This is a genomic window from Nakamurella multipartita DSM 44233 (genome assembly GCF_000024365.1).
GTDB classification, from domain to species: domain Bacteria; phylum Actinomycetota; class Actinomycetes; order Mycobacteriales; family Nakamurellaceae; genus Nakamurella; species Nakamurella multipartita.
Genome location: NC_013235.1, coordinates 2,179,772 through 2,198,088, shown reverse-complemented (window position 1 = coordinate 2,198,088; position 18,317 = coordinate 2,179,772). Strand labels below are relative to the sequence as shown.

The 18,317-nt window shown below is 70.9% G+C and carries 16 protein-coding genes; 6 read left to right on the top strand and 10 right to left on the bottom strand.

Annotated features, from left to right (window positions below):
- Positions 1 to 15: 15 nt before the first annotated feature.
- Together NAMU_RS09900 and NAMU_RS09895 are read right to left on the bottom strand one after the other, a co-directional pair.
- Positions 16 to 492, bottom strand: coding sequence for a hypothetical protein (locus NAMU_RS09900; RefSeq protein ID WP_138180065.1), 477 nt, complete (start codon positions 490 to 492; stop codon positions 16 to 18).
- Between the two features lie 302 nt (positions 493 to 794).
- Positions 795 to 1,601 (bottom strand): GAF and ANTAR domain-containing protein, encoded by an 807-nt coding sequence (locus tag NAMU_RS09895; protein WP_015747272.1) that lies wholly within the window; start codon positions 1,599 to 1,601, stop codon positions 795 to 797.
- Between the two features lie 262 nt (positions 1,602 to 1,863).
- Here NAMU_RS09895 and NAMU_RS31390 point away from each other — a divergent pair, with 262 nt between their 5' ends.
- Positions 1,864 to 2,373 carry an ANTAR domain-containing protein gene (locus NAMU_RS31390; RefSeq protein WP_217180807.1) on the top strand — a complete coding sequence of 170 codons (510 nt, stop codon included), beginning with the start codon at positions 1,864 to 1,866 and terminating at the stop codon, positions 2,371 to 2,373.
- A 30-nt stretch (positions 2,374 to 2,403) separates the two neighbouring features.
- Here the strand turns inward: NAMU_RS31390 and NAMU_RS09885 are convergent, their stop codons facing one another.
- Positions 2,404 to 2,976 carry an SAP domain-containing protein gene (locus NAMU_RS09885; RefSeq protein ID WP_015747270.1) on the bottom strand — a complete coding sequence of 191 codons (573 nt, stop codon included), beginning with the start codon at positions 2,974 to 2,976 and terminating at the stop codon, positions 2,404 to 2,406.
- An 832-nt stretch (positions 2,977 to 3,808) separates the two neighbouring features.
- On the opposite strand from NAMU_RS09885, the gene NAMU_RS09880 reads away from it, so the two are divergent.
- A complete protein-coding gene (locus NAMU_RS09880) occupies positions 3,809 to 4,822 on the top strand; it encodes an extracellular catalytic domain type 1 short-chain-length polyhydroxyalkanoate depolymerase (protein WP_015747268.1) in 1,014 nt (337 codons plus the stop codon).
- A 7-nt stretch (positions 4,823 to 4,829) separates the two neighbouring features.
- Here the strand turns inward: NAMU_RS09880 and NAMU_RS09875 are convergent, their stop codons facing one another.
- Positions 4,830 to 5,513 carry a CPBP family intramembrane glutamic endopeptidase gene (locus NAMU_RS09875; RefSeq protein ID WP_015747267.1) on the bottom strand — a complete coding sequence of 228 codons (684 nt, stop codon included), beginning with the start codon at positions 5,511 to 5,513 and terminating at the stop codon, positions 4,830 to 4,832.
- A 265-nt stretch (positions 5,514 to 5,778) separates the two neighbouring features.
- Between NAMU_RS09875 and NAMU_RS09870 the strand changes: the two genes are divergently transcribed.
- Entirely contained in the window at positions 5,779 to 7,569 is a 1,791-nt protein-coding gene (locus tag NAMU_RS09870) for a thiamine pyrophosphate-requiring protein (RefSeq protein WP_015747266.1), read from the top strand.
- 12 nt (positions 7,570 to 7,581) lie between these two features.
- On the opposite strand, the gene NAMU_RS09865 is transcribed toward NAMU_RS09870, so the two are convergent.
- The 3 genes from NAMU_RS09865 to NAMU_RS09855 form a co-directional block, all read right to left on the bottom strand.
- Complete coding sequence (locus NAMU_RS09865) at positions 7,582 to 8,697, bottom strand: YihY/virulence factor BrkB family protein (RefSeq protein ID WP_015747265.1); 1,116 nt, start codon at positions 8,695 to 8,697, stop codon at positions 7,582 to 7,584.
- Between the two features lie 554 nt (positions 8,698 to 9,251).
- Entirely contained in the window at positions 9,252 to 10,805 is a 1,554-nt protein-coding gene (locus NAMU_RS09860) for an IS1182-like element ISNml3 family transposase (protein ID WP_012814020.1), read from the bottom strand.
- A gap of 104 nt (positions 10,806 to 10,909) precedes the next feature.
- On the bottom strand, positions 10,910 to 11,839 hold the full coding sequence (locus tag NAMU_RS09855; protein WP_015747264.1) for a hypothetical protein: 930 nt from the start codon (positions 11,837 to 11,839) through the stop codon (positions 10,910 to 10,912).
- Positions 11,840 to 11,969: 130 nt separating this feature from the next.
- Between NAMU_RS09855 and NAMU_RS09850 the strand changes: the two genes are divergently transcribed.
- Together NAMU_RS09850 and NAMU_RS28875 are read left to right on the top strand one after the other, a co-directional pair.
- Positions 11,970 to 13,079, top strand: coding sequence for a protein kinase family protein (locus NAMU_RS09850; RefSeq protein WP_015747263.1), 1,110 nt, complete (start codon positions 11,970 to 11,972; stop codon positions 13,077 to 13,079).
- A 303-nt stretch (positions 13,080 to 13,382) separates the two neighbouring features.
- Complete coding sequence (locus NAMU_RS28875) at positions 13,383 to 13,886, top strand: hypothetical protein (protein ID WP_015747262.1); 504 nt, start codon at positions 13,383 to 13,385, stop codon at positions 13,884 to 13,886.
- A 13-nt stretch (positions 13,887 to 13,899) separates the two neighbouring features.
- Here the strand turns inward: NAMU_RS28875 and NAMU_RS27235 are convergent, their stop codons facing one another.
- From NAMU_RS27235 to NAMU_RS09835, 3 genes are all read right to left on the bottom strand, one after another.
- Positions 13,900 to 14,574: an alpha/beta hydrolase gene (locus NAMU_RS27235; RefSeq protein ID WP_015747261.1), complete on the bottom strand. Its 675-nt coding sequence runs from the start codon at positions 14,572 to 14,574 to the stop codon at positions 13,900 to 13,902.
- A gap of 89 nt (positions 14,575 to 14,663) precedes the next feature.
- Positions 14,664 to 14,840, bottom strand: a complete 177-nt coding sequence (locus tag NAMU_RS29860) for a hypothetical protein (protein WP_015747260.1) — start codon at positions 14,838 to 14,840, stop codon at positions 14,664 to 14,666.
- 101 nt (positions 14,841 to 14,941) lie between these two features.
- Positions 14,942 to 15,964, bottom strand: coding sequence for a lactonase family protein (locus tag NAMU_RS09835; RefSeq protein WP_015747259.1), 1,023 nt, complete (start codon positions 15,962 to 15,964; stop codon positions 14,942 to 14,944).
- 382 nt (positions 15,965 to 16,346) lie between these two features.
- Between NAMU_RS09835 and NAMU_RS27230 the strand changes: the two genes are divergently transcribed.
- A complete protein-coding gene (locus NAMU_RS27230) occupies positions 16,347 to 17,675 on the top strand; it encodes a tyrosine-type recombinase/integrase (protein WP_052307882.1) in 1,329 nt (442 codons plus the stop codon).
- Positions 17,676 to 18,317: the final 642 nt, after the last annotated feature.

The window sequence follows — 18,317 nt, the reverse complement described above, 5'->3', positions numbered from 1 at the left end:
CGGCGGCGGGGACGATCAGAGCGAGTCGAGCAGCTCGGCGGCCGCCGCGGCCAGGTTGCCGCCGTGCCGCCGGGCCCGGCGGGCCAGCTCCGCCGCTGCCTGTTCGGGCGGAAAACCTCGGTCGAGCAGGACCCCGAGGCCGATGTTGATCATCCGGTCGTCCTGGAAGTCGTCGGCCGTGGTTCCGCCGTCGTCGATGACAGACGGAGGCAGATGGCGATCGACCAGGCCCGCATCGTCCAGGTTCAGCTTGGTCCGGACGACCCTGGCCATGTCGAGGAACGATCGCGGGTGCTCTGCGAACAGGATCAGGCTGTCATCAGGTGCCGCACCTTCGGTCAGGTGGGTCAGCGGCAGCATCAGCGACGCTCTTGCCTCCGGCGCCAGATGGGCCGGCATGGTGGTCAGCGTGGTGCTGAAGCCGGCCACTGTGATGGTCAATTCGAGGCCGAGAAACGACGGGACGGCTTCGGTGATGTCGTCCAGCAGCACGTCCAGGATGGCGTTCAGGTCGACGCCCGGAGTGTCCAAATAGGCGGTCAGGATGTCCAGGTGCTGGCGTAGTGCATCGGGCGTGCTCACATGAGAACGTCTCCACGAGGCGGCCCGATCGCCGACGGCGGTGCGGTGAGCCAGGCGACGCAGTGGCGCGTCATCCGGTGCGTGGACCGAAACCGGTCGGGGCCGAGATTTCGCGTGGAGCACGCAAAGATGACGGTACGCCGTCGAGGACCGCCGCGGCGCCCCGTTGCGCAACTGATCCTGCCGGCGGCGCTGCCGACGAGCCGGTCCGATCAGGGACGAGGGGGGTTCTCGTGCCGGGCCCGGGCGCGCCGGGCGGCCTCCTGAACGATGCGGGAGGCCACCACGGACAACTTCACGTGCTCGGTCTGGCTCAGGGCGCGCAGCCGGGCGAACGCGCCGTCCGGGGTGACGCCGGTGCGGCTGATGATGATGCCGATGGCCTGGTCGATCACCGCGCGGTTGGTCAGGGCGGCCTGCAGGTGGGAGGTCACGCGTTGGGCCTGGGCCAGGATCTGCGCGTTCTGCACGGCGATCGCGGCCGGCACCGCGAACAGCCGTCCGATGTTCTCGGCCCGTTCGTCGAACGCGTCCTTGGGGTGGGCGTAGACGTTCATCGCGCCCAGCACCCCGTCCGGCGTCAGCAACGGCAGCGACAGCACGCTGTGCACGCCCAGCCGGCCGATCCGCGGACCGAACCGGGGCCAGCGGGGATCGCCGCCCAGGGATCCGGACCGCACGGTCAGCCCGGTGGCGGCGGCGCTGATGCAGGGGCCCTCGCCCAGCCCGTACTGGATGTCGTCGATCTCCTTGACGAACGGCGCGCTCTTGACGATGGTGTCGCCGCGATCGGATTCGATGAGCGTCAACCCGGCGCCGTCGGCGCCGGGGATCGCCTGCACGGCGAACGTCGCCACCTGCGTCAACAGGTCCTCCAGGCCCAGCCGGGCGGTGGACAGCCCGGCCAGCGCGGCCAGGCTGTCGGCCAGGTCCGGGTCGTCGACGGCTCCGACCTCGTCCGGAGCCGCCCGGTCGTCGGGTGAGCGCGGGATGGGTTGGTCGGAGCGGTCGGCGTCCACTGGCGAGGTCCTTGGGCTCGGGCCGACACACCGATCAGGAGGGAGCGAGTTCCGGAATCGGTTGCCGTGTCAGGTTCAGGTGCCCCCAGAGTAAATGCTCGGCGCAGGACCCGGGGTCGTACGCGAGGGTAAGATCACCATTGCTGGAAACACAGCCTTTCTGAGTCCTGGTTCGTCGCGTGCCGCCGCGCACCGGATGTGGGGGAAAGTCCACCGCTCAGAGCGCACCCGGGGTAAATCCGTGCTGGAACGGAAATGAATGATGACCCGTTCTTCCTCCGCCGACGACTGGGGCGAGCCGGACGATCGCGCCTGCGCGCCCGGCCCCGCGGGCCTGCACGCCGTGCCCAGCGACCGGTCCACCGACGAGGTGATGGACCTGATGGCCGCCCTGCAGGGCCGGCTGGCCACGCTGCCGGTGATCGAGCAGGCCAAGGGCGCGCTGATGATGACCTACGGTCTGACCGCCGACGCGGCGTTTGCGGCGCTGCGGGCGCACTCGCAGGACCGGAACATCAAGATCCGTGATCTGGCCGCCGAACTGGTCGGCACCGCGCCGCATCACCCGTTCGGCGCCCGCGCGCACGGCGACCTGAACCGGTTGCTGAACGCGGTCACCGACGATTTTCTGAGGTCGGCCGAAGCCGGTGCCCACCCCAGCACCGCGGCCCTCGGCGCGCCCGCGAATCCCAATGGGTCCGACTCCCCCACCGGGCCCGACGAAGACGACGCCGGCCCCGACCGCGCGAGGCGATCGGGACCGGCGTCGTGATCCAGCGGCAGCGCAGCTACCGGCTGGCGATTACTTGCTGTCGGCGCTGACGAGGCGCTCGATGAGCTCCTCGACGGTGCCGGTCTTGGGCAGCTCGCGCTCGGCCAGCTTCTCGGACAGCTCGGCCTTGGTCAGACCCTCGTACTGCTCACGAGCCTGCTCCTTGGCCTTCTTGGCCTCGGCGCGCTCGGCGGCCTTGGCCGCCTTCTCCTCGTCGCGCTTGGCCTGCTCGACCTGCTCGGCCTGCTCCTGGGCCAGCTCGTCGGCCTTCGCGGCCTGGTCCACGACCTGGTCGGAGACCGCCTCGGTGGCCTCGTCGACGACGGTGCCGGCCTTCTCGGCCTGCTCACGCAGCAGACCGGAGAGGGAGGAGACGTGCTCGGCCCAGCGGGTGGCCAGCTCGCGGTTCATGTCGACCGACTTCTGGACCAGGTCGAAGTAGCGCGCGACCGGCTCGGTCAGATCGATCGAGGGCAGGGTGGCCATCGCGGTCGCCTGATCGGTGAAGGTCTTGGCGCCCTTCTTGAAGGCCTCGACCCCGCGCTCGGTGACCTCACGGGCCTGGGTGGTGGCGGCGGTGAACTGCTCGGTGCTGTTCGTCATTGCACTCCTTCGTCGGACCACCGAGCAGCACTCGGTCGTCCGGTTGATTGCGGCGCGGAAGCCGCCCGACGTCTGTCGGAGGCCGGGACACGCCCGCGGGCCGGTCGGCGATGGAGCTGCCGGAACGCCCTATTAGCAGGTTAGCTGGAATCTGGGTTAAACCGCTAACCGATCGAGGTGACGAATTCTTGGGGCATCAGCGGTTTCGTTTCCCCGACGCCGGGAAGGGTCTCACCGCGCGCCCCAGGGCGAGCGCCGAGCACCGTTCACCGTCCCCACAAACTACATGCACCGTCATGGATGTGGCCAAGGGCACCACCCGCGGCGGCGGCCGATCGCCTACACTGAAGGAGATCAGCTACGCGGGTGACCGTCGATGACGCCACGTCTGAGCGCAGCCAACCGGCATTTGGGTCCAATCAAGCGCCCACCTTTCGTGCCGGCAGCATCGCGACCGTCCCGGGTCCGACCACGACCACGGGACAGCACGCCTGGTGCGCCACCATCGTCGCTCCTGTTCCGCGCGAACAACTCTCGTCCGCGCTCCCCGCCTCGGCACCCTCGGTCCAATCGACCGGGCCGGCGTCGCAACCTGATCGAAGGACCCACCATGAACCTCGTCAAAGACATCTGCACCGTGATCCCCGTCGTCGTGCTGACCGCCACCGCCGTGCTGGCCACCGGTGCCGTGATGGGCCTGGGCTACCTGACCGTGCTGTAGGTCGTTCCCCACCGCCCCTTGCCTGGTCGGTCCGCCGTTCTCGGCGTCGACGACCGGCAGCGGGCCGGGCCTCCCGAATCGCTCACGCACGCCCGTCACCCAAGGAATCCCATGACTGCCGCCCCGCGCTCCGGCGCGTCCATCCACCCCGCCGCCATCCTGGCGTCCCTGTTCGACTGGGCCGCCCCTGTGCTGACGACCGCGCCGGCGCCCCCGGCGGTCCCGACCGTCCCGGTCGATAGTGAATCCACACCGCCATCCCCGGCGACCGAACCCGCATGGCAGACCCTGCACCTGACCCACACCGAACCGGCCGGCACCCGCTCCTACGACCTGTTCCTGCCGAGCGGTTATACCGGCCAACCGGTCCCGCTGATCGTCATGCTGCACGGTGGATCTCAGGATGCGGCCGACTTCGCCGCCGGCACCGGCATGAACGCCCTGGCCGAGGAGCACACCTTCCTGGTCGCCTATCCCGAGCAGCCCACGGCCGCCAACAGCAGCGGCTACTGGAACTGGTTCCGGCCCGAGGACCAGCGCGCCGGCGCCGGTGAGCCCGCGATCCTGGCCGGGATCACCCGCCAGGTCATGGCCGACCATGCCGTCGACCCGGATCAGGTTTACATCGCGGGATTCTCGGCCGGCGGGGCGATGGCCGCCGTCATGGCCGGCGGGTACCCCGAGCTCTACGCCGCCGTCGGCATCCATTCCGGGCTGGCGCACGGCGCCGCATCGCACTTCATGGGCGCATTCCTGGCGATGCAGGCAGGCGCGACCAACGGCACCGGAAACACCTTGCCGGTCATCGTCTTTCACGGCGATCGGGACTCCAGCGTGGCCCACAGCAACGCCGAGAAGATCATCAACGTGCGGCTTTCCGCCGAGCCCGAGCCGGTCGCCGACCAGCCTGAACCGGTCAGCAGCCAGGGCGACGAGGGCGGGCGCTCCTACACCCGAACCGTGCACGCCGGAACCGATGGCACCATCGCCGAATCCTGGCTGCTCGAGGGGACCGGCCACGCCTGGTCCGGCGGGCGTGCGGGCGGCAGCTACGTCGACCCCCAGGGGCCGGACGCCTCCGCCGAGATGGTCCGGTTCTTCGGCGACCATCGCCGCGCCGCGTAGGACGCGATCAGGCCAGCTGCACGACGATCTGGCCGATGCCGTTGACCGCCCCGTGCAGGGCGAGCGGGGCCAGGAGGCTGTTGCTGCGGGCTCGCACCTCGCACAACAGCACTCCGGCAGCGCCGGTGAACACGACCGTGGCGATCACTCGCACGGCCACGCCGAGCGGGCCGCTGCCGACCACCGCGCTCATCGCGTCGTTGGCCGGGCCCGCAGCCAACGCCGGAGCCACATGCCAGAGGCCGAACAGTCCGGACGAGACGAGCGTCGCGACCCGCGGCCCGCAGCGACGCCGCAGCAGCCCCCACAGCACCCCCCGGAAGGCGAACTCCTCCGGGATCACCGTGCCCAGGGGGATCACCACCAGCGCCGCGAGCAGGGTCGGCCCCCAGCCGGGGCCGGCGCCGGTGACCAGGCCGCGGGCCGCCGGGACGAGCATCGCCACGCCGTAGCCGGTGGCCACCACCGCCGCGCACGCCCCACCCCAGCGCACCCCCGACGGCCAGCTCCGCCGGGCCAGGCCCAGGTCGGCGGCGGTCAGCCGGCCGGCCCGGGCGACCGCGGCCAGCGTGCCGGTCAGGCCCACCCCGATCAGCACGCTGGCCGCCGGCACCCGATGCGCGAGCACGTTCGCGGCGGCCAGCGCGGCCAACGTGCCCCCCAGGGTGGCTCGAAATCTCACGTGCGCCATCCCTGTCGTGCCCGAGCACTCACCTGACCGACCCCGATCCGATCCCCCGATGGCGCTGGCCTGGTGCCCGCCGGTGACCATCGTCCCGGATGCCCGCCCGCGGGCGCCGCGGGCCGGTCGCGCTCCCCTCGTGCGTCCTCCGGTGACCGATCAGGTCGCGCCCCGTCGCCTCGATCCGTCCGCTCGTCCCCGCCCGGCCTCGACCGGTCCGGTTTGGGTGGCCGGGCGAACGGGCAACGGTGGGCTTGGCGGAGGGAGCCGGCCCATGGTGGAGCGCACGGTCGCTGATCTGATCGTCGATCGCCTGCAAACGTGGGGTGTACGGCGAATTTTCGGCTACAGCGGGGACGGCATCAACGCGTTCATGGGCGCATTGCGCCGGGCGCAGGACCGGGTGGAGTTCGTCCAGGCCCGGCATGAGGAGAATGCCGCGTTCATGGCCGTCGGCCACGCCAAGTACTCCGGGGACGTCGGTGTGGTCACCTCGACCCAGGGTCCGGGGGCGGTCCACCTGCTCAACGGGCTCTATGACGCCAAGCTCGACGGGGTGCCGGTGGTGGCGATCATCGGCCAGCAGAGCACCAGCGTGCTGGGCTCGGCCTACATGCAGGAGATCGACCTGCCGGCGCTGGTCAAGGACGTCGCGCCGGCGTTCGCGCAGCAGGTCGCCGCGGCCGAGCAGCTGCCGATGGTGCTCGACCGGGCCTTCCGCGCCGCCCTGACCGAGCGCGGGCCGGCGGTCGTGATCGTCCCGCACGACGTGCAGAAGCAGCCGGCGCCCGACCTCGGGCAGGAGCACGGCATCGTGGTGACCGCGCCCACCTGGGCCCGGCCCCGGATCCTGCCCGCCGAGGACGATCTGGCGGCCGCGGCGGAGCTGCTCAACGCCGGCTCCCGGGTCGCCCTGCTGGTCGGTCAGGGGTCCCGGCACGCCCGGGACGAGGTGCTGGCGGTGGCCCGGGCGCTGGGCGCCGGAATCACCACCAGCCTGCTGGGCAAGCCGTACGTCGACGAGACGCTGCCGTTCGTCGTGGGCACCATGGGCCACCTCGGCACGACGGCCAGCGCGTTCCTGATGAGCACCTGCGACACGCTGCTCATCGTCGGGTCCAACGACCCGTGGACCGAGTTCTACCCGCCGCCCGGCCAGGCCCGGGCCGTGCAGATCGACATCGACGGGCGCAACGTCGGCAACCGTTACCCCATCGAGGTGAGCCTGGTCGGGGACGCCGCCGGCACCCTGGCCGAGCTGCTGCCGCGGCTGCGTCCTCGCCAGCCCGACACGTGGTCTCGGGACGTGGCCGGCGCGGTGGACGGCTGGCGCCGCCTGTCCCGCGAGCGCGCCCACACCCCGGCCGATCCGGTGAACCCGGAACGGGTGGTCTTCGAACTCGATTCCCGGCTGCCGGCCGATGCCCAGGTCGCGATCGACGTGGGCAGCTGCGTGTACTGGTACGCCCGGCAGTTGCGGTTGCCGGTCGGGGTGCCGGCGCACCTGTCCGGCACGCTGGCCAGCATGGGCTGCTCGATCCCGTACGGCATCGCCGCCAAGCTGCTGCATCCCGATCGACCCCTGGTCGCGCTGACCGGGGACGGGGCGATGCAGATGGCCGGGCTGTCCGAACTGGTCACCGTGTCCCGGATGTGGCCGCGCTGGTCCGACCCGCGATTCGTGGTCTGCGTGCTGCACAACGGCGATCTGGCCGAGGTGTCTTGGGAGCAAAGGGAAATGGAGGGCGAGCCGCTGTTCCCGGACAGCCAGGACCTGCCGGACGTCCCGTACGCCCGTTACGCCGAGTTGCTCGGTCTGCGCGGCATCCGCGTCGACGACCCGGAGCGCCTGGGAGCGGCCTGGGACGAGGCGCTGGCCGCCGACCGGCCGACCGTCATCGAGGTGATCACCGACCGGGCCGTGCCGCTGCTCGCCCCGTTCCCGGCCGGCGCCGCCACGCTCGAGAAGATGCATCAGGGCATCGCGGCGGAAGGTGACGCCGGCCGGCCGGCCGCGGCGCTGCTGAACGTCTACGCCGCGCAGGAGGGGTGGCGGGCCCCGTAGGGCCCGTCCCGATCAGTTCGGCCCGCTGGTCTCCCCCTGGCTGCGGCGCAGGTGCCCGGCCTGCTCCAGGTCGCGGGCATCCTTCGCGTCGGACTTGTCGATCACCCGGGTGTCCCGCGGGGGCAACTGGATCTCGTGTTCGGCGGCGATGCCGGCCTGCAACTGGCGGCCCCGTTCCATCTCGGCGTCCAGCTCCGCGCCGAACAGCAGCGCGAGGTTGGTGATCCACAGCCACAGCAGGAAGACGATCACCCCGGCGAGCGAACCGTAGGTCTTGTTGTAGTTGGCGAACTGCGAGACGTACAACCCGAACAACGCGGACGCGATCACCCAGGTCACGATCGCGATCCCGGCCCCGACGCTGATCCAACGGAACGTGGGCTGCTTCACGTTGGGCGTGGCGTAGTACAGGATGGCCACCACCAGCGCAGCCAGCCCCAACAGCACCGGCCACTTGGCGATACCCCAGGCGGTGACAGCGGTCTCGCCCAATCCCAGCGCGTCACCGACCGCCCGGGCAACCGGGCCGGACACCACCAGGCCGATGGCGACGAGTCCGGCGAGAATGACTGCGGCCAGGGTGATCACCATCATCAACGGGCGCAGCTTGTAGAACGGGCGGCCCTCGCGGATCTCGTAGATGCGATTCATGGCCCGGCCGAAGGCACCGACGTAGGCCGATGCGGACCACAGGGCCCCGGCCACACCGATCACCAGAGCCAGTCCGGTGGAGGAATTCTCCGTCAGCTGCTGCAACGGCCCCCGGAGCGTGTCGGCGACCGTCCCGGCGCCCATGTCCGTGAGCACCCCGATGAGCTGGTCGGTCTGGCCCTGCTGGCCGACCAGGCCGAGCAGCGACACCAGGGCCAGCAACGCCGGGAACAGGGCCAGCACCGCGTAATAGGTCAGGGCCGCGGCCAGATCCGTGCACTGGTCGTCGGAGAACTCACGGAACGTGCGCCGGGCGATGTACTTCCAGGACAGCTTGGTCAGCTGGGCCGGCGACTCGGGCTTGCCGGCCGCCTCCGGATCCGGCGCGGCCCCGGGCGGCTGGTTCGTCGCCTCCGGATCCTGACCGGGCCGGTCCGGGTGGGCCGGGTGGGTGGTGGTGTGTCGTTCGTCTGCCATGGTGGTCGGCTTCCCAATGGTGGGTGCTCGCGGCGGCGCCCGGTCACCCGGCCCCCGCCGGGGTCGTCACCCCGGGCCCGGGGTGACGGTCGATCTCGGTGTGGCGCAGGGTCAGGGAATGACCGCGTCGATGGCCTTTTGCAGCGCGCTGGGCGTCGCCGAACCGGTCGGTGCCTGCTTCTTCAGCTCCAGAATGCGGGCGCCGATCCTCCCCTCTCGATCGCCGAATCCGTCGGTGGCGGGCGGTGACGCACCGGCGTCCGCTGTCCGGCTGCGTCCGGATCCGTCCCGTCCAGCACCGGCGGGTGGGTGGTGCGCCTCTGGTCACGTTCCCGCCCTGTCCCGGGCCAAACCGGCCCCGTCCGGGTTCTAGGACGCTCCTGAATAACGGTCACTTGTGGGTTCGGGAGTTCGCTTTGGGACAGTGGGAGCGTTCGCGCGTGATCGGGCTGTCAGGCGTGGTCCTGAGTCGTCGCCCGGCCCTGGATGATTCTCCTGACTGATCGGAGGGACGGGCCGTTGCTCACGGCCCGGTGAGGTCTCGTGCCGGCCGGTCAGGCCGGTGCAATGGTCCACGTCCCGCTCACCCGCGTCAGCCCGAGGGTGAGCATTCGCCTGAGGTTGATCGCAGCGGCGCGGTGGTGCCACCAGTGGTCGTTCTTGGCGACGCCGCGGTAGCGGACTTTGCGGTTGCCGCGGACCAGCCAGGAGATCGATCGTTCGACCATCGGCCGGTGCCGTCGGTAGACCTGTTGGAAGTCCTCGGTTTCCGCTTGTCGACGGGCCGCCCTGAGCAGGCTTTCGTACTCGGTCAGCTTCAGCGATCGACCGGCGTCGCTGGTCGTGCATTGGGCCCGGAGCGGGCAGCCGCGGCAAGCCGCTCCGAAGGTGACGGACCATTGCGCGGTGATCGACCGGGTCACCCCGTTCGGGCAGGTGGCCGTCCTGGCCTCGGGGTCGACGGTGAAGTCGTCCAGGGTGAACCCGCCCGGCACGGCCGACCGCAGCGGGAACGGCTTGATCAACGCGATGTGCCCGGCATGGTCCAGTTCGGCCCGCGCGGATCCCGATCCGTACGCCGAATCGGCCAGCACGTGCAGCTTTTCGGTCTCCTGTGCCAGCAAGGTGGGTCCAACCTCGGCGTCGCTGTTGCCGCGTCCGCTGGCCATGGTCACCGCGCAGGCGGTGACCAGACCGGTGTCGGGTTCGACCGCGATGTGTGCCTTGAACCCGTCCTGCCGCCGGTGGACGGTCTTGTGGGCGTGCCGCGCCTCCGGGTCCACGGTGGAGATCACCCGGTCCGGGGCGACCCGCTGCGCGATCCGCCACCGTCCGTCGGTGCCGTCCGAGCCCTCGACCGGTTCCACGTCCTGCCCGGCGACCAACGCCAAGAGGGCGACCGCGTCCGCCGCCTTCGGTCCGAGCTCCTGGTCGGGCAGGTGTCCCAGCACCCGATGCGCGTCGGTGACCAGCGCATCGACAAGGGCCTCGCGGGCCTGCTGATCGTTCCAGGCGATCGCCGGTTTGCCCGGGTCGTCATAGTCGTGAGCCGAGCAGTGCTCGCCGACGACCTCGGCGGCGCCGGGTACCTCGCGGCGGACCCGGCGGATCGCCGCGATCAACTGGGTGACCGTGTCCTGGGTGGCGACCGCGTCGTCCAGGATCGTGGAATCCAACGCTCGCCTGCTCTTTCCAGCCAGCACCCCGGTCTGGTCCACGACCTGGCGGACCGCGTCGAAGATCCGGTTCGGCGACTGCGAAGCGGCCAGCCGACGCCGCCAGTACGTCAATGTCGTGGCATGGAACGCCGCAGCGGTCACCGGTAACCCGCACGCTGCCTTCCACCGCAGATCGAACGTCACCGAGTCCACCGTGTCCGCGTCGGACAGGCCGTGCAGAGCCTGCAGCACAATCACCGACGCCATCACGTCGGCCGGCACTGACGGGCGGCCCCGACCCGACGGAAACAGATCCGCGAACATGCCGTCCGGGAACACCTCCCGACGGTGCGCGGCCAGAAACGCGAACACGCTGCCCGGCTTGAGCAGCCCACCGACTACCGACTCGGCATCCAACAACTCACGCTGATCCCGCGACCGACCCTGCACACCAAGATCATCCCGAACCCACAAGATCAACAGGGGCCGACATACGGATAATTCAGGAGCGTCCTAGCGGGCCGGCGCCCGATCCCGGCCCCCGGCGGGCCGGCCTACCCGGCCCCGGGTGGGGACGGGAGCAGACGGCCGCTTTCCACCCAGCAGGCGGCTCCGGCCAGTTCGGGCACCTCCAGGGGGATCGGGCAGCCGGCCGGCGACTCGTGCACCGTCATCCACCACCGGCTCGCGCCGACGCCGTTCCGCCAGGTCGGGCTGCCGGCGGTGAAGTCCGGCCGGCCCCACCGACCGGCCATGGCCCGCACCCGATCGATCGCCTGCTCAGTGCCGTCCGGGCCACGCTCGCGCTCGACCGCGTAGAGCTCGGCCGACAGGTGCCCCTGCGGGCCGTAGACCCGGGTGGAGCCGGCGAACCGGGCCCGCAGCAGCGGGTCGAGGCCGGCGAATGCGGAGGGCGGGGCCAGCCGGTCGGCCTCGGCGGTCCCGGCGGGTTCGACGACGAGGCCGCGACCGGTGCGGGTGATCCGCTGCAGCACCAGGCGCCCCGCATGATCCAGGTCGCCGAGCCAGACCAGCTGCTCGGCGCGGCGGTCGAGCACGTCCCGTCGCGGCAGGGCCAGCAGGCGCGCGATCCACGTGCGGGCCTGCGCTGGGGGCACCCGCAGCACCAGCTCCGGCCCGCCGAGGATCCGCATCCCCGGCGCGACCTCCAGCGCGTCGGGTTCCTCCGGCGCCAGCTGCAGGACGCCGCCGCCCGGGGTCCACGCGACAAGCAGCGGGGTGATGCCGGCCGCCGGTGGCCCCGGCAGCCGGGTCCAGTCCAGCTGCAACTCCACCACGGTGCCGGGCGCCCGGGGGTCCTCGGTCCGGTCGACGCCGACGAACAGGGTGGGACCGCCGGCCAGCTGCAGCGGAATCTGGTTGTCCGCCTCGGGTCCGACCCGGACGGGGGTCCCGGCCACCGCGCGGTAGTCGACGGCCGGATCGGGCAGGTACCGGTCCCACTCGGTCTCGTCGTGCGCCATCGGATCTCCCTGGGTCGGCGGTCGGGCTGCGCTCCCCCGTCACCTTTGCGAAGATGCGGCCCATGCTCAACCGGACGGCCGGCGGGCCGGTGGCGTGGTCGGGTCGGTCGGCCGGCCGGAGGTCGGGACGATGACCGCGCAGACCCCGGACACGATCCTGCTCGACGGCCAGGGGTGGCTGCTGCTGGGCACGCCGCTGGACGCGCTGCTGGCCAGGAACGGGCTGGCCAGGCGGTTCGTGGCGCCGGACACCGCGAACGTGCGCGGGTACCTGGCGACCTGGCGGGTCGACCCGGACGGCCGGCTCTTCCTGGACGCCGTCACCGCGACGGTGCGGGGGTTGGGTTCGGGCACCCAGACGATCCACGGGTCGGCCGTGCTCCGCGGGATGGAGCTGCCGCTGGCGGCGGACTTCGTCACCGGCCGCCTCCGGCTGGCCCGCGGCAACCAGGTGCGGCACGTGCATTCTGGCTTCGACAGTGTCTGGGAGGACGAGCTCCTGCTTGAGGTCGAGCGGGGGCAGGTGGGATCCCGGCGGAGCCTGGCGCCGCCCTCGGCGATGGGCAGCGCCGGCCCCTACCGGCTGCACGAGCCGCTGCTGCCCGGGCTGTCCGGGGGTGGATTCGGCCAGGTGATGGCGGCCACCGACCTGGACGGACGGCCACTGGTGGCCAAGGCGCCGCTGCCCCGGGGCGGGGGGAACCGGACCGAGATGTGGCTGGACACACCGGCCGGGCGGCGCCCGGCCCATCTGGCGGCCCAGGTGTTCCGCGCCGATCCCGGCGGGTCCCGATCGATCGAGATCGGTCCCGAGCTGACCGCATCGGTGCTGCGGCAGGAGGCGCAGATCCTGGAGCGCGACGGCGGGCGCCTGCTGCCGCGCTCGCTGGGGCTGTGGCCGCACGATCCGTCCGGTCTGGACGTCCTGGTCATGGAACGCCTGGCCGGTCAGCCGCCGCGCTCCCCCGCCGACGTGCTGGCCGTCCTGACGGCGCTGGCCGACGCGGTCGACCGCGAAACGTTCGACGCGCACGGCGATGTCAAACCCGAGCACGTGTTCCTGGCCGACGGCGTCGTGCGGATGTGCGACCCGGCCCCTCGTTTCCCCGACCCGCAGCTGTTCGGACTGACCCCCGCCTACAACCCGCGGGCCTGGCGGGGACCGGCGGCCGACGTGGCCGCGTGCGCGACGATCCTTCGCTACCTGCCGACCGCCGCCGAGGCCGGTCACCCGGGATGACGCTGGTGCGCCGCCGTTCTCGACCAGCCGGCGCCTCCCGCGTGGGTCCACTCTCACCGCGCGGCGCTGACCGAACTGCGTCGCGACCTCGACGGGCCGGCCCTCCTGCCGCCACCGGGGTGGTCGCTGCCGCCGTTCCCCGGGAACGTCGCCGCGCCACCGGCCGGCGGCCCGACCGGGCCGCCGGGACCCTGGCCCGCCACCCTGCCGGCGGCGGTCGGCGGTCCGGCGCCCGCCGCGTGGTGCGGTCCACCGCCGCCACCTCCGCCACCCCCCGGGGCGGCGTGGGGGTATTCGTTCGACGTGCTGGCCCTGGTCCTGTCCGCCTCGGTGATCGAACCGGTCGAACCCCAGGACGGCCAGCCGGTGGGCGTGTTCGTGCCCATCTGCGACCACGCGGTCGACGCGCTCACGGCGATCCTGTGGGCGCTGGGGCCGACGATCGACCGGCACGCCCGCCAGTTCGGCATCCCGCCGCTGGAGCCGGCGGGCATGACGCTGATGGTCCGCCGGGCCACCCGGGCCGGGACACCCGGCCTGCTCGCGCACACCCTGTCGATGCCGGTGGTGGCCGTCGGCCCACCCACCTCGGCGGCACCCGCCGAGCATGCGGTGGCGGCGGCCTGGAACGCCGTCGCGGCCACCCGCCTGAGTGAGGCCTGCGACCGGCTGGCCGAGGCCGTCCAGCGGCTCGCGGTGGCCCCGGACCGACGTCGGTCCGCGGAGGTGATCGACATCGCGCAGCGGATCGGCGGGTCGATCACCGTCCTGCGCGGGCATCTGGAGCGGGCGCTGGAGGATCGCTGATCGCCACCCGAGGTCAGCCCGGGGTGAGCTGACGGCGCAGAAATGCCGCCACGTCGGTGATCTCGGGCATCGAGATGCTGTGTCCCATCCCCGGGTAGGTGCGTTCCTCCAGCGCCGTGTGCGCCCGCAGGAAGCTCACGGCGTGCTGGAGCGCGACGGCCGGAACCCGCGGGTCGGCCGGGTCATAGCCGACGAAGGCCGGGATGCCGTGGCCCGACGACGCCATCACACCGAGCTGGTGATCGCCCGGATGGGCGTCGTCGTACAGGTAGCCGCTGAGCCCGACGAGCCCGCGGACCAGGTCGGGGTGTCGCCGCATGGTGGTGATCGCGGCCGCCATGCCCTGGGAGAACCCCACGAGCAGGGCCGAGGTGGTGTAACGCCGGATGACGGCGGCGATACCGTCGCCCGTGCGCCCGATGTCGGCCAGCGGCGGCTGGGACATCAGCGGGCCGGGAAACCAGGCGTAGCCGCGCCGCCCCGGGGCCGGGTGGGAGCCGCGGATGGACAGCAACCGGGCCGACACCGAGGGCAGGAACAGGCCGAGCGCGGGCACCAGCGCGATCAGATCCGCCTCGCTAGATCCGTAGCCGTGCAGCAGGACCAGCGTGGGCACCGTGGGGTCGTCCGGCCGGGGAGCGCCCAACCACCGGACCTCGTGTCGGGGCAGCTCAGCGGCGGTGGGCATGCCAGCCAGGGTAATGATCGCGTCGTGGGGCGGGCCCGGTCTCGTTCCCCGCGGCCGGCGGCCCGCTGGCGGTCGCCTCAGGCTCGGGTTCAGGTTGCTGCCGAGCCGCCGGCGAAATCTCCGCCGCTGTAAGCACCCTCGTCCTCGAAGGCCGCGGTTTCGGCCTCCTCGCCGCGTTCGGTGAAGCGCTCCTGGTCCACCGCCTCGGAGGCCGCTGGCTCGGTCTGGTTGGTGGCCGGATCCGGCTCGGGGGTCGCAGTGGTCATCGGGTGATCCCATTCTGGTGGTCGGCTGAGTCGTTCTCCGGGTCCCCGGTCCGGTGGACGATCAAACGCGTCCGGGCCAGCCTGACCCGAGCGGGCCGGTTTCAGGCGGACAGGAACCGCACCCAGTTGGCGCCGCGGCCGGTCTCGAACTGCCCACTGGCGGCCAGGCCGCCGTCGGGAGTGATCCGGAAAAGCGAGACGGTGGTCGACTTCTCGCCGGCGCACAGCAGATACCGGCCATCCGGTGAGACCGCGAATCCCCGAGGCTGCTTCTCGGCGGGGGTGAACCGCTCGGCCGGATGCGGGGTACCGTCGGCGTCGATCCTGAGCGTGGCCAGTGTCGACTCCGACCGCTCGCTGGCCCAACACGTGCGTTCGTCGAGCGACAGATGCAGATCGGCGCCCCAGATGAGGTGGTCGGCGATCGGGTCCGCGCCCAAGCGGCTGTGCCGGAGCCCGCGATCCGGAGCGAACGCCGCCGCCTGCCCGACCAGAGCGAGAACGCCCTGGTCCGAGCGCGAGTAGTGCAGCACGTCGCCCGAGAACTCGGTCATCACATAGACATGCGCCCCGTCGCGGGTCAGGACGAGGTGCCGCGGCCCGGATCCGGTCGGGGCCGCCGCGGTCGGCGGATCGAGCGGGGTCAGGGTTGCACCGTCCAGGGCACACTGCGCGATCAGGTCCGCTCCGAGGGAGACGAAGTAGGCGGTCCTTCCCTCGGGCCCGACCGCGCACGAGTGCATGTGGGGAAGGTCGATCCGGGACACCACCTCACCGACACCCGAGTCGTGGACCGGCATCGAGATGCCGAATCCGCCCCCATAGGAGGCCGCCAGCATCGTGCCCCCGTCGGGACTCAGCGCGAGGTAGCTCACTGACGATTCGACCTGACCCCGCGAGACCGGCACCAGGCGGCCGTCGTCGCCGATCCGGCACGTCACGATGGCCGGCGGATCGCCCTTCACCGACGCATGGAGCTGCCGCCGCTCGGCGTTCACGACCAGGGAGGAACAACCCGGCCCGATCTCGCTGACCGCCAGCCGCCGAAGGACGGCGTCGTCGTCCAGCGAAAATGTGGTCACCGTGCCATCGGTGGCATTCGCGACGAACGCGAGACAGCTCATGAAAATGACACTAGTGCCGCAGGCGGCAGTGGTTCAGGACTTCTCCCGAAGTTTTAGTCCAACAGCGATCGGGGTGGGAGCGGTCCAGCTGTCCGTCGCTGTGGTGGGGCTGCGACGGCATAGGCCTGCACCGGCAAATTAGCGGCCGCTTCGATTGACGCGATTACTTGGCGGATCAGACGTAGGGCGAGAGGGGCTCGAACCCTCGACCTGACGGTTTGCGAGTTGCGCTCGAACCGCAGTATATCGGGTTGCCTGCCGTGAAGGTCGATGAGTATCGTTCATGCAGGTCAGAGGCACTCTTTTCACAAGGGGCCTCAGACCGGGTCAGCGATCATCATCGGAAGTCAGGGACCAAATGGCGAATCAAGTGGCGAGTCAAGTGGCGAACAAGGCGGCCGCTGAGTCGACCGATCGCCGCCGGTGGAACCGCGGGCGCAACCCGCTCCAGGCGGGGACGCACGGCGAGATCACGACCACGGCCTGGGTGATCGACCGCGTGACCGGCAAGGAGCGTCGCCGGCGGCTCAAGGCGACCGCGGACCACAAGGCGGACAGCAAACGCACGGCCGTGGCGTTCTGGACGGCCGAGGCGTACGTCCGCACCGATCAGGGCCGCACCCGGTTCCAGTCACGGGGCAAGACCAAGGACGAGGCGATCGAGCGGCTCTCCCAGAGGATGAGCCCGTCGACCGGTGATCGGCTCGCGGAGGCGCTGGCCACCGAGAGTGGTCGGGTCACCGCGTTCACCAACGACTCCACCCTCGGCGAGGTTCTAAACGCCTGGATTGCCGATCCTGTCACCACGGACGCCCGGGCCGTCGGCACCGTCCTTCGCTACCGACACGCGATCGACAAGACGATCAAGGGCCGCCAGGTGGGCACCGCTTCACTCGGGTCCGTGTCGCTCGATCGCGTCACTCCAAGGGTCGTCACCCTGTTCCTGGCATCCCTGACGCCGGCCGTCGCCAAGACCTGCCGCGGAATCCTGCGCCAAGCTCTGACGTACGCGGTCGCCAACGGGGCGAGCGCGCCGACGACCAACGGCACGTTCGCGATCCTCTCCCAGCGGGTCGAGCGCGGAACGAAGTCGCCGACCGCGCCCACAGTGCCCATCACCAAGGCCCAGGCCGCGCAGATCATCGCCGACCTCAAGGCCGACGAGAAGACCAGCAAGACGGACTTGCCCGACATCCTGACGTTCATGGCTGGCACCGGTTGCCGAACCGGCGAGGCGATCGCTCTGACTTGGGCTCAGCTGGACCTCGACAGCGAAGAACCAACGGCACTGATCAACGCCACGGTCAACGGCGCCGGCCGCCGCCAGCTCCAGACAAAGACTCGCGCCGGGGTCCGCCGACTGGCGCTTCCGCCGGCCGTGGTGACGATGCTGCAGGGGAGGCTGGCCAAGGCACGTACAGACTCGAACCTCGTCTTTCCGTCAGCACGTCTACCGAAGAGCGATCGGGCGGAGACCCCCTACTGGATCAGCAACATCACCGGCGTGATCCGGACTGAACTGGATCGACTCGGGCACGTAGGGGTGACAGGCCGGTCCTTCCGGAAGATGGTCGCCACCGAACTCGACAAGGTCGGATTCACGCCACGACAGATCGCGGATCAACTAGGCCACTCTCGGCCGTCCGTGACGATGGATGTCTATCAGAACCGCGAAGCGCGTGGCCCGGCCTTGGTCCGAGAAATTCTCTGACGCTTCAGGCTCGCCTCAAAACGGAGAAGCAATACAGCCGAAGCAATTCGGCAATTCTTCGTGATCTGCAAGATTACAACGGCGAGGAAGGTCCAACGAAAAATCCCCTTTGTTGGGCCTCGGCGAATCGATCTGGCAGTCCGACCGACGATCTGCGCTGGCTGCCACATACGTCCAGGGAGGTGCGACGGGGGCCCCCGTGCGCCCGACCCCCGGATGCACCGGCACGATTGGCCCCCAAGAGCGGCTCGGGCCCACCGGGACGGTCCGGCCCCAACGACGAGGGTAGTCCGACCAACGGTGCAACGGCCGATGAGGCGGGTACCCGTGCCGATCACTCGACCCTCTCGTGGGCGGCGGCCCTTGAAGCATCTGGGAGCGGTATTGAGGTAGCAGTTCCGGCCGCCCGTGTTGAGGGTCATGACCTCCGCTTGATTAGGCTGGGAATGCTGCGTCCGGGACACGGTCCGTGACCGGCCGAGCGATTGCGGTCGCCACTGACCAGGAGATATGCCTTCGTCGGGCGGGGAAAGCGGCGAGTGGCGGCCGCCGTATAACCATGCCCTTCACTTCGTTCGCTGACCCCATGCTGACGACAGCTTATGAACGCGGAGCTAGGTTGAGCCGGCACTTCGGGTGGAG